The sequence below is a fragment of the Citrobacter freundii complex sp. CFNIH9 genome (assembly GCF_002903305.1).
GTDB lineage: Bacteria > Pseudomonadota > Gammaproteobacteria > Enterobacterales > Enterobacteriaceae > Citrobacter > Citrobacter portucalensis.
The window spans coordinates 1,153,944-1,166,224 of sequence record NZ_CP026238.1 but is presented as its reverse complement, the minus strand read 5'-3'; the positions used below and the strand labels follow the sequence as shown (position 1 = coordinate 1,166,224).

The 12,281-nt window shown below is 50.7% G+C and carries 9 protein-coding genes; all 9 read right to left on the bottom strand.

All coding sequences use genetic code 11. The features are described 5' to 3' along the window. Nucleotides 1-7: 7 nt before the first annotated feature. The 9 genes from C2U43_RS05810 to C2U43_RS05770 are packed head-to-tail and all read right to left on the bottom strand — an operon-like array spanning nt 8 to nt 11,926. A complete protein-coding gene (locus C2U43_RS05810; protein WP_003825861.1) occupies nt 8-367 on the bottom strand; it encodes a hypothetical protein in 360 nt (119 codons plus the stop codon). Continuing rightward, the gene (locus tag C2U43_RS05805; protein WP_103284801.1) at nt 351-875 is read right to left on the bottom strand and encodes a chemotaxis protein CheW; all 525 of its coding nucleotides are present in this window, start codon (nt 873-875) and stop codon (nt 351-353) included. The genes C2U43_RS05810 and C2U43_RS05805 overlap by 17 nt, the downstream gene beginning before the upstream one ends. Before the next feature lie 11 nt (nt 876-886). Beyond that, nucleotides 887-2,563, bottom strand: coding sequence for a diguanylate cyclase (locus C2U43_RS05800; protein WP_057068091.1), 1,677 nt, complete (start codon nt 2,561-2,563; stop codon nt 887-889). A gap of 17 nt (nt 2,564-2,580) precedes the next feature. Continuing rightward, complete coding sequence (locus C2U43_RS05795) at nt 2,581-2,940, bottom strand: response regulator (RefSeq protein WP_008785648.1); 360 nt, start codon at nt 2,938-2,940, stop codon at nt 2,581-2,583. A gap of 22 nt (nt 2,941-2,962) precedes the next feature. Continuing rightward, on the bottom strand, nt 2,963-5,095 hold the full coding sequence (locus C2U43_RS05790; protein ID WP_103284800.1) for a hybrid sensor histidine kinase/response regulator: 2,133 nt from the start codon (nt 5,093-5,095) through the stop codon (nt 2,963-2,965). 11 nt (nt 5,096-5,106) lie between these two features. Continuing rightward, entirely contained in the window at nt 5,107-6,519 is a 1,413-nt protein-coding gene (locus C2U43_RS05785; protein WP_008785650.1) for a CheR family methyltransferase, read from the bottom strand. Then, nucleotides 6,516-7,583 carry a chemotaxis protein CheB gene (locus C2U43_RS05780; protein WP_103284799.1) on the bottom strand — a complete coding sequence of 356 codons (1,068 nt, stop codon included), beginning with the start codon at nt 7,581-7,583 and terminating at the stop codon, nt 6,516-6,518. The genes C2U43_RS05785 and C2U43_RS05780 overlap by 4 nt, the downstream gene beginning before the upstream one ends. Then, a complete protein-coding gene (locus tag C2U43_RS05775; protein ID WP_008785652.1) occupies nt 7,580-9,670 on the bottom strand; it encodes a methyl-accepting chemotaxis protein in 2,091 nt (696 codons plus the stop codon). The genes C2U43_RS05780 and C2U43_RS05775 overlap by 4 nt, the downstream gene beginning before the upstream one ends. 45 nt (nt 9,671-9,715) lie before the next feature. After that, on the bottom strand, nt 9,716-11,926 hold the full coding sequence (locus C2U43_RS05770; protein WP_008785653.1) for a sensor domain-containing phosphodiesterase: 2,211 nt from the start codon (nt 11,924-11,926) through the stop codon (nt 9,716-9,718). Nucleotides 11,927-12,281 lie beyond the last annotated feature (355 nt).

Sequence of the window (12,281 nt, the reverse complement as noted above, 5' to 3'; positions counted from 1 at the left end):
CAGCGTGTCAGCGCCAGCTTAATAGCGGGCTAAACGCCTCACGTCCCACCAGGGCACGAAGCGCAGGCAGATGACAGTTACGCGCCAGAAGCGGAGGTACAGCAAAAATAATGTCGCCGGAGAGCATCACATTCTCAAGTTGTCCCCATAGGTACCAGCCGGTTTCAACGCCACTGTCCGGGACGCGTAAATGCAAATGCCATCCCTCCTGCGGCTCATCCGCAATCCCCAGCCACTGGCTAAATCGGGGGATTTCAGGCACAACCTGAGTCACTAACGAACACACACCAACCTGGTTTGCCGGTATATACAACGTTAGCGCTCCCAAAGTAATACGTACCGCCGCCAGATTAGTGGGTGCCGTCATAACCGCTGGTCTCCTGATAACGCTCAAAGACCAGATTCAGATCGAGCAGCGTGTACCAGGTTTCTATCACGTTAACCACCCCCACAGCGATGCTTTGTAACGCCGGGGGCAACGAATCTCCTGGCAAATGAATCTGGCTTTCGGCGACTTCCAACACATCAATCAGTTTATCTATCAGGATCCCACTTTGCATTTTCTCGGCGCATCCAATCAAAATAGTGCGCTTACCTGCCGAATTAACGGTAGGTTTATCGATCAGGCTGTCCAGTCTCATCACCGATTCCACCCGTCCACGATAGTTGATGACCCCTTCAAGCATTGGCGCGCAGCAGGGAACCCAGGAGATCGGGCGCTCTGCAAGGATCTCTTTAATTTGCGCCCCATAGAAGGCAAAATTTTTACCCGCCAGTTGAAATAACACCAGCGTGCGCTGGGGTTCATCAACGTTTTCACACTCCGGTTTTTCACCATGGTTCAGCGCAAGAATATGCTCCAGCTGTTGGCTCATATTGACTCCTTTTACTCGGCAATGCAGAAAGTGTTACGGCCATTTTGTTTCGCGGCATACAGCGCCTGATCGGCGCGTTCGCGTAGCGTTTCAATCCGATCGCCAAACTGCCACTGGGCAATACCCGCGCTGAAGGTACTGTGAAAACTAGCGTCGTTAACGGAAAACGTGACCTGCTCGTAATCCCTGCGCAATCGTTCGACCACGCGCGCGGCCTTGTCACTGCTGGTGTTGGGCATAATGATGACAAACTCTTCACCACCGTAACGGCCAACGATATCGGTGCTGCGTAAGCGATGGGAGAACAACTGAGAAATACCGACAATTACCTGGTCACCGACCGCATGACCGTAGGTATCGTTAACGCTTTTGAAGCGATCCAGGTCCACCATCACCATACAAAACGGGTTGCCGCTGTAGTTCGACTCGGCAATCGCGCTTTTGAGAAAATGGGTGGTCGTTGAGTGGTTATATAACCCGCTCAGACTGTCCTGCGACATGCGTGCACGCAGGACGCGCATTCTCTCCGCGCGGATCGATACGGCGCGGATCAGCTCCTCTGGGTCGCTCTGTTTGAGGATAAAATCCTCCGCGCCGATACTCATTGCTCCCAACTGCGCATGCTTGTTGGTCTCGCTGGAGAGATAGGCGATAGGCAGGCCAATATGCTGCGGTATTTGGCGAATCAGTTTTGTCAGTTCCTCACCGCTGAATTCCGGCATGTGGTAATCCATCAACACCAAATCGATCGGCTGCGCATTGAGTACATGCAGTAGATAGTGAGGTTTTTCCAGCACATGCACTTCCATGCCCGCCAAGCGCAGCATCTCCGCGTTGTATTCAGCCACCGCCGGTTCGTCATCGATCAACAATACCTGGTAAGGCTTTTTCAGCGACGGTTGAGTCAGGCGATGAAGTTCCTGGACTAAATCGGTGATAGACGCAGGTTTTACGTAGTAGCCATCGCAGCCAGATTTGATGGCGTTGACGCGGGCATTGAAATCGCTATGACACGAGAGGAACAGCACAGGGAAAGGTTTGCCCACTTTTTGTTTCAAATCCGACATTGCCAGCGGTCCACCGTAGGCGTTGTCCGGAAAGCTAACATCCATAATCACCACGGCAGGCGGTTGCGACAATACGGCCTGAGTGAAATCCTGCGTGTTCGCGAACACATGGCAGGTAAAACCAAAACAGCGCAGTTGGGTCGCGAGAAGCTCGACCTGGTCAATATCATCATCACACAGGTAGATAGGCTTACTGGCCCGCCGAACATATCCCTCTTCCGGGCGCTGCGCGGCGATCGGTAATGTGAACTCCGTATCGCTGATACGATGTTCAAGATTGAGCTGCTCCTGGGTCAGGGTGTACAACCACCTGATGATTCGCCGCAGCTCATCGTAATGCAATGTGCTTTGCTCTGTTTCCGGTTCTGTTAGTAAACGCTCACCTTCTGCTGAGGCATTCGCCAGCGGGCTAAAGCCAAAGGACCCTGCCGAACCGTGAATACTGTGCAGCAGGATATGTAGCTGTTTGCGACAGGCTTCGCTAGGCTCTGCGACCAGTTGAACGAGTAATCTTTCCGCTTGTGCCAGCATGTCGGGAATTCGGCGTAGAAACCCCTGCCGCAAACGCGCTATTTTTTCCTGCGCTGCCGCCATCGCTATATGCTTATTTTCTTGTTTCATCAAACACGTAGGCTTATTCAGTTAATCGCAGATGGTTGCAGTAGCGCATTGACAGCAGCCCCCAGATTTTCCGCGAGGTTTTCATCTTTTTTCACCCAACGGTCGTACAGAGCGTCGCTGCCCGTTACTTCATTGGCACTCAGTAAAATAAAAGGCTTAGCCCAATCCTGAGCGCGTAACAGCGCCAGCAAATCCAACCCACTGATCTCTGGCATATGCAGATCGCTAATCACCAGGTCGATGTTGTTATCCGAGTCCAGGCACGCCAGGGCGGAAATCGCGCTTTCCACAATCACCACATCGTAGCCGTCCATTTGCAAAAATATGGATGCCAGTTCAGCCGCAAAAAGATCATCATCAACTAATAAAATTCGCATTTTCTCTCTCGATTTTGCGCCATCAGCACAAAAGCATTTTTAATGTTTTTATCAAACTGTCCTGCTCGAAATCGCCCTTGGCGATGTAGGCATCCGCGCCCACCTGAATCCCCCGTCGCCGGTCCTCTTCCTTCGCGCGGGACGTCACGATGATGATTGGCGTATGCTGGTAGTTTTTCTCCCCACGCAACGATTTGGTGAAGGTGAAACCATCCATAAACGGCATTTCGACATCCGTCAGTACGGCATCAAACTGGGTCAGTTTCGCTTTTTGCAGCCCCGACAGCCCGTCTTCTGCCAGAGTCACCTGATAGCCGTGCGCTTCCAGCACGTTCTTTTCTATCTCACGGGTATTCAGTGAGTCATAAACCACCAGCACATGCCAGGCATCCTGCGTTACGTTCGTGGCGGGCGCTGGTGTACTGGTTTGCCGTGATTGTTGCGCCATCGCCATCAGCGCGGGAACGTGCAGGATGCTGACCAGTTGGTTATCCGGTATTTGTACCATCCCGGAGACCAGCGACTGCTGTTGCATATGCTTCGGTAACGGTTTGATCATCATCTTGCGTTCATCGAGGAGCTTATCCACTTGCAGCGCCATTTTGCTGTACTGGTTCTGCACCACGATTAATCGCTGTCCGGGCGTTGAAAAGCTGCTCTGGCGTTCATGAATGCCCAGTAAGCTGCCTACGCAAACCACCGGGATAAACTCGTTATGCAAGATAATGGCAGGACGTCCGGCGATATCGCTGATCCCCTGTGGCGTGCATTCCACCACCTCAACCACATACTGCGCAGCCAGTCCAAAAAGGTGCCCCTGCTCTTCAAATTGCAAAATCCGCATCATGGTTAACGAAACAGGCAACCGCAGGTTAAAGCTGGTTCCGACTCCCGGACGGCTATAAACCTGCAAATCGCCTTGCAGGTCGGTCACCACCGTTTTGCGCACCACATCAAGACCAACGCCGCGACCAGAAAGCTCGGAGACTATCTTGCTGGTCGAAAAGCCGGGATGAAAAATCAGCTCATTACATTCTTGCTCGGAGAGCTGCCCGACCATTGAAGCGGGAACAAGACCTTTACTGACCGCCTTCGCGCTGATGGCCTCATAGTTCAGACCACGGCCATCATCTTCGATACGCAGTAATATCCCGCTGCCGTCCTGCTGAGTAGTGATGGTAATCGTGCCACGAGTGGATTTACCGAGCGCCAGACGTTCATCGATCTCACCAATCCCGTGATCGACGGCATTACGCAGTAGATGCGTCAGCGACTCCGAAAGCCGATCAATGAGCTGGCGGTCGATTTCCACTTCTCCGCCAACAAAGCGGCACACCACCTGCTTGTTCAGTGTGGAAGCCAGTTCGCTGACCTGCAGCGAAATGGGTTCAAACAATGTTGAAAGTGGCAGCATACGGATCCGCGCCGCCACATCGTATAGTTCAAACATCTGCAAATGCTGGAGCTGAACGCTTTCTTTTAACTGGGCGCTAAAGTCGTGGATCTGCTGGCGAAGCTGTTCAGCGCTTAATCCCGGTAACCGTGGTACCAGTTGACTCAGGTTTTGTATCTGCTGTTCCAGGCGATCATGTCCGGCGAGCACCTCCCCCAGAATGTCGATCAGTCCATCGAGCTTGTTCAGCTTTACCCGAACGAAATCCGCCTGCTTAATACCGGCATCCATGCTGGAAGGTGTCGTAGGCGCTGGGACTACCGGTTTTTCTGTTGCCCCGGCAGTTTCGACAGCCAGCGTGATATCCTCTCCCCGACTGGCACGGGCAAGGCGTTCGCACAGCCCGGCATCCGCTGGTGGCAACTGATTATCCCCTTCGCTGACAAAAAGCTGGGTAAGCTGACCAGAAAGATACTCCACAGACTCATGGATCAGATTGCCCAGCGACCTGTCCGGCGTCAGTTTGTTATCACGCAGTTCACTCAATACATCTTCAAGATGATGCGTGACATCGGCAATACTTTGCAGCTTCAGCATCCGCGCGCCCCCTTTCAGGGTATGCGCAGCGCGAAACATCTCACCTATCCAGGCGTCGGTATGTTCATCAGCGGAGAGGAGAAACGCCCCTTCGCTGATCGTCTGCAAATGACCTCTCCCTTCATCAATAAAGCGCAGAACGAATTTTTTCAGATCGATAGCCATAATCGCTCTTATTAGCCACTTTGATGGGCGAATTGCGCCAGTTGATGTTCACACAGGAAACGAAACGTATTGCCAGGAAATACCATTGGCAAACGCAGACGACAAACCGATGACGGATTGTTTATCTCGTCGTTCAGTAACTGCATCACCACACGATAAGTCCGTTGAGCAGGCTGGTATAACTCGCTTTGCCGGTACATTTCAGCCAGATAATAGTGCGCAGGCCAGTAGCCGGGTTCCTGATAAACCACCTGCTTGAACCAGGCGATGGCCTGCTGGGTCTGGTGTTGCCACATCATCGCCAGGCCGAGCAGCATTTTGGCCTCTGCCGACCACTCATCCTGCGCGAGGATCTGCTGTGCGTTTCCGGCTGTTTGAGAAAATTCACGCTGCTCGAGGGCAATAACGCCCTGGATCAAAAGCGCATCCTGATTACGGGGATCGTCACGTAATACACAGGCGATACACTTTTCAGCTTCAGAAAAACATTTTTCATCGAGACTGGCGCGCGCTTTCTTCAGCCAGTCATTACTCTGCTGCGCCGTGGGCACCAGAGGAACCTGTTCAACCACCACTCTCGACTGCGGAATGCGCACCGCAACTCTGGGGACAGGCACAACCCTTGCCGCTTCACGATGGTGGCAAAAATAGAAAATCCCCTCTTCCTGCTCCAGCTTCAGAATGTCGAAATTGTTAGCCAGCGTTTCCGCATTGCCAAAAAATAAGGCTCCCTGCGGTTGCAACATCTTCAGCAAATTACCGTGCAGCTCGCGACGCGTTGGCGTATCAAAATAGATGGACACATTGCGCAGCAAAATGATGTCCACTTCCGGCAGTAACTGTTCTTTTATAATGTTGGTGCGATGGAAGGAGACCTTCTCACGGATCTCATCATGCAGCCGGTAGAGGTTTCCCGAGCGGGTAAAGTAGCGTTGCTGAATACTCGGGTCGACGCCGCGAAACGAGTAGCTTGAATAGCAGGCGTTGCGGGCTTTTGCCAGGATTGCCGGGTCAATATCACAGCCGTAAATTTCGATGCGCTGGGCCATCCCGCCGAGGTATTTCTCATGCAGCTTGATCGCCAACGAGTAGGCTTCCTCTCCGGAAGAGCATCCGGCACTCAGAATACGCACCGGGCCGCTGCGCTGTTGCAACAGACGCGGGATCCATTTATCGCAGATTAAATCCAGCGTATCGCTTTCACGGAAAAAATAGGTTTCGTTAATCGTAATCAGCGTGATGAAACTATCAAACTCATTCTGCGAGCTACGCAGTTGTTCATAGTATTCATAGTAATCATTGATTTTTCGCTCGGCCATTCGCCGACCCAGCGCCGTTTTCAGCAATGCTTCCATGGCGTTATCGAAGTGCAAACCGACCCGTTCTTTGATCAGGCGAGCGTAGTCAGGAAGATTAGGGATCATGGAAATTTACTCTCAACATGCCCGTGGCAAGCCATCGAAAGCAGTACCGCAGCAAGGCCATCCAGAGGGATCGTGCGGTGTATTAGTTGCTTGTCGATCGCGTTCTTATTCATACCGAATACCACCGAACTTTCTTCGTCCTGCGCCAGCGTTGTTCCGCCACGGCGGACAATAAGCTCAATGCCGCGGCAGCCATCGCTGCCCATGCCGGTCATAATCAGTCCGACGGCTTTTTCGCGAAACACCTCAGCCACCGACTCCAGCAACAGGTTGCAACTGGGATGGTAAACGTCGCTTTCCTGTCTTGGGATCGCCGCTAAACGCTGGTTGCTTTTGACGATCAGGTGCTGCTCCGGCGGCAATATATACACATACCCCGCTTCCACCCGATCGTCCTCCTGCGCCAGTCGCACCTTCAGATCGGTCACGCTATCCAGCCAATGCACCATATTTTTCGCGAAGCCATCGGCAATATGTTGGGCAATAAGTACCGGGCACGGGAACGTACCGGGCAGATCCTGTAACAGCTTACTTAGCGCCTGCGGCCCGCCCGTCGAACAGGCAATCGCCAGCACAAAAGGCCAGTCTTGTGGCGTTTTTACAACGTCTGTCATCGGTCGTGCAGTGGGGATTACCGGTTCGCTTGGATAGCGTAATCCCTTGATATGTCGAATGACTTTTACACCGACCAATAATTCTACTTTACGATGCAAAGCATCCGTTGAGAGTGGTGAATCACTGCTATGGTGCAACACCGCCAACGCACCACGGGAAATGTAGTCATCATCCCATTGATTCTCTGGACAAAATCTCATGACAAGGATCGGGATTGCGCTGGTTGCCATGATCGTTTCCACGATCTCGACGTTATCGGCGCTCGAAATATCCAGCGTCAGAATCAGCAGGTCCGGCATCAGCTGTTGCAACAGTCGGATCGCCTGTCTGCGATGGGCTGCTTGCCCCACCACCTTAATGTGCGGGTGATCCTCCAGTTGCCTGACCAGCTCATTACGCGATGCGCTGCCCAGGTCGAGGATCAGCACCCGAATGTTGCTGCTATTCATGCATCTGTTTCCGTCAGTGTGAATGAGGACGAAGCCTCTTTCAGCGCTTTCGACAGTTGTGTCATATCCTGACTGACAACCAGAATGTCTTTGATAGATTGCGAGGTATAGTTACTGGCAACAACGATCTCACGTAGCGCCATGACCACCTGATTACTCGCCGTTTTCTGTTGCTGTGTTGATAGCGATATTTGTAGCGCCGCCGTCGAGGTTTGCTCAGCCGTAACAACGATATCGTTCAGATGTTCAGCACTGACTTTACAGGCTATTGCGCCCGCTTTAATGCTCTCGCCGCCTTTTTCCGCGTTCAGCACCAGACGATTAATCGCGTTTTGGATCTCGTTGATCTTATTTTCAATTTCAACCGTCGATTCCGTCACCGAATCCGCCAGACGGCGGATTTCAGCCGCCACCACCGAGAAACGCTTACCGGCTTCCCCGGCGCTGGCAGCTTCGAGCGCTGCGTTAAAGGCGATAAGTTTCGTCTGATCCGCGACGCTGTTAATGATCACCATCACGCGACTGATTTCCGTCGACTTATTACCAAGCATCATGATTTCACGCATATTTTGCTGATTGTCGGTATCAATATCCGTCATACGCATCAGCAATTGCGACATCGACTCGGAGCCTTTATTGCAGTCCTCGAGCGTCTGGTTGGCAATATCCACAACCGCCCGTGAGTGTTCGGCTATCTGTGTCGATGAGGCAGACAGCTCTTCCATGGTGGAGGTAATTTCAGCCACTGAAGATGAGGTTTCCACGCTGGTTGATGCCTGCCCATCGACCGCTTCGGTAATATGCAAAGATGCCTGATGTACCGAATTTGCATGAGAAACCATACCGCCTACCAACGAGTGCAGACGCTGACGCATCATCTCCACCGCACTCAGCAGTTCGCCGATCTCATCGTGGTGATCGACCTGAACATCCACCGTTAAGTCGCCTTCGGCAATGGTTTGTGCAATCCCCAGGACACGATTTAAGCGCCGGGAAATCAGGAAACGGCTGGCCACAGCAATCAGCAGTAAAATGATGGGCAGCAGCAGCGCGGTAAACAGCAGCAGACCGTTACGCACCAGATTGCTGCTCTTGGCGACATCATCAACATAGTTGGTGGTGGCGATTATCCAGTTTATCCCTTCAACGTATTCATAAACGGCAACTTTGGTCTTCGGCAATGCGCCATAACCGCTCACCCAGTTGTAGTAAGTGATGCCATTCTTGTGTTCGAGCATGTCGGCAAACAGCTTAAAACCATTGGCATCGGTAATATTAATTGCCTGCTGGTTGCTCAACGAGGGGTGGACCAACATACGACCAGGTTCAAATCCGGCATCCAGCACATAGGCGTAGCCATCTTTACCAATATGCACATTCAACAAACGCTGAATGATCGGTTGCAAACTCTGTTTGACGTCGAAACCCACCGCGACGGCCCCCACGACCTGACCATATTTGTCGGCAATCGGTTCGTAGTGACTAATAAACTGTTTACCGAACAGTGTGACCACACCGGAAAAGGGTTTATTTTTCAAAAGCAGCGGCAACGCAGGATTATCATGCCCTAGCGCTGTTGCTGTTGCCGTATTGCCTGAACTCGCCAGTAACGTACTGCTGACACGTACAAATTGCTCGCCTTGCAGAATAAACGTACTGGCAAATACGCTGGTTAATTCGGTGAAGTGCGCGTTGGTGTTCGGGTTGCTCAGCACCGCTTTTAATTCAGTAGAGTCCATATAACGCAGCGGTTTATTGGCAACGTTTTGATAATTATTAATATAAACATTGCTGTAATGTTCCGCATCACGAGTCACACGCTGAAACTCGTTAGAAATACTGTTGTGGAATATCCGCGTGTTGGTTTTAATCATCTCAAGCGCATTGACCTGCAATTCTCTGGAAAGATAAGACGATAATATAAAAGAGGCGCCAATCAGCAACGTTGCGATACAAACAACCAAAATCATACCGAGCTTCATCGCCACACCGGGATGGATGTTGTGCAGCCAGGACAATAGTCGAGCGCGCGGTCCCTCACTGGTGGTATTCGCCGTTCGATTTTTTACTTTAATAATGTCACTCATGATTTTTATTCTCTACCTGAGAAGAAATTACTCTTTTTTTGGTCATCAGGAGCTAGCGCCCTGTGATTCGAGCGTGAACAGCGGCGTAGGTTTGCCAATGTGATATCCCTGTAACCAGCCCACATTCATTTTTTCCAGACAGGCTTGAATAGTGGCGTTCTCGACAAATTCAGCGACCACCTGCATTTTTTTCATTTCAGCAACGCGGCAGAATGACTCAACGATGTAGTAACTAATTTCACTTTCGGTGATCCGTCGAATAAAAGAGCCATCTATTTTCAGGATATCTGCTTCGATGTTCATCAAGCGCGCATGACTCGCAAACCCGGTGCCAAAGTCATCAATTGCCACCCGACATCCCAGCTGACGTATTAAACGTAGCGTTTCCACGGTTTGTTCTTTGTCTGATAACGTATCTGCTTCCGTTATTTCAAAAATAATCCGCTGTGGCTCCACCGCGTAGTCGTGCAGGAGTTGGGTGATCTTCATGACAATATTTGAACGACACACCGTCACCGGTGCCAGGTTAATAGAAAAACAATGCTGTGGGTGGTTACGCATAAATTTGAGGGTATTTTCGATAACCCAGAGATCGATATCCGGTGCCAGTCCCGCATCATGAGCAACCGGCAGGAAACTGTTCGGTGGAATAAATTCTCCCCGTTCGTTAAGCATACGGATCAATATTTCATGATACGGCGCTTCACCGTGGGTACTGACTATCGGCTGTGCCATCAGGACAAACGCATTGTTATCCAGCGCATTTTGCAGCGCAGTGCGAATTTCCGTTTTATCAACAATGTGGTTGCCAAGGATCCGGCTATGCTGCGCCTCAAGGTTTTCCGGCCTGCCGTTGGTGAGTGATAAACCCGCCACCATGCCCAGTTTCCCCACCAACTGATAAATGTCATCGCTCAGATCGTTAATCAGGCAATAGCCCAAACCACTGCGAAAACCCAACCGATGGTTGTTGTAAAAGAGACGAAAACTGTTGGCGGCCTGATACAGATCGCATAGCCGCTCCCAGGTGCCATTTTCCAGCCGGATGAGCAGATCATAACCCGCGTGGTAATAGACTTTCTCGCTTTTCACCAGATGTCTGCGCAAATGCTCAGCAAGGATCTTCTGGTAGCGGGCGCGGAAATGAAAACCATAGCGACGCGAAAAAAGCTCCAGCTCGGGGATCTGTATCAGACATACAGTCGCGCGTTCAGTGGTAAATAGCTCCGTCTTCAGCGCCCGTAAATTTGCCATGCCTGTCATCGGGTCAGTCAGCCCCAACAGCAGCGCCTGGTTAAAGCGCTGACGGGTAAATTTTGCCAGTACCCCCATGATCACAATGGTGAGCGAAAAGACAAAGATCAACGTCGAAACCAGCGCCTGATGCAGCATGAAGTTAACATCGCTGGCGATATAGCTGTCGTTATGTTTGCCTAAGATGATTAATACGATCGTCCACACCAGCATTGTGAACAAGTGGCCAATCTTGATTGCTCCCCACAACATCAACGGAAATAACAGGATCAGGCTATAGATAGAGAAAAAAACATCCAAATTATCCGGTGATGTTAAGAAGAACATCAGAAAAAACAGCAAGATGCACCAGGATATAACGCCGTAGACGCCGATATTGCCTTTACACTGTTCGGCAATGGCCCGCAGAAAGGTCAACAGGAAAGACGGTCGACGAATGATGCGGTAAATCTTGTAAAATAAAGGGATCCCCGTCAGGCAACCGTTGATGATCCCCTGAATACGTACCAGCATGCCCAGACTCAACGCCGGAATGTTATCCACATCGGGGCGTTGTCCGTGGGCGACAAACATTGCAAAGAGTTTGCTGAACACCAGATACAGCAGGACGTTGTAGCCACAAAGCCAGAGCAGACGATTAAAGCTAATTTTGATGCGACCAAAGCTAACGCAGCTGCGTCTGCCGGTGAATTTGCGGTACGCGGCATAACTTAAGGTCGACGCGATGATCAGGCACAACGCATCTACCCGTTCATTTTGCGGACCGACCACAAACATGACCGTCAGGAACAGAAGAAATCCCGGCAACACCCGAAAACCAAACAAGACCAATGCGGCAGAAAATACGGCTAGCTTGAGATCGTAAACTGTTAAAATAGTATTATTGAGAATGCTATAACCGTTAAGATATTGTGCCAGCGGGTAAAAAAGGCCAGGTAAGACAAGTGGCAGGCACCATTCCCGAATGTTTTTTATCGTGTTTGAATTTATTATTGCGTCCAAATCAATTTATCCGCTATGCACTATACCAATAGGACTTTAATCCAGACTCGAATGTCACAAACAAATCCTTTTGGGTCAGCCGATGAACCATAGCAAAATTGTCAACATTGACCGCGCACTGAGAAAATAAAATAAGGTTCTATAATGAAGAGAGCATATTATTCATATCAAATCAGGAAATAAATACCCATTTATAGACAAAAATGGACATCCTGTGGGGATTAAATCACTAAAACGCCTGTCCAAAAAACCGCTAATTCATTGATGTTCCGCAAAAAACAAAAAAGCCGCTGTCAGTTTCCCAACACCTCCAACCAGTACGTATAAAAAATCTTCTCAAGCACCATGAATGTCA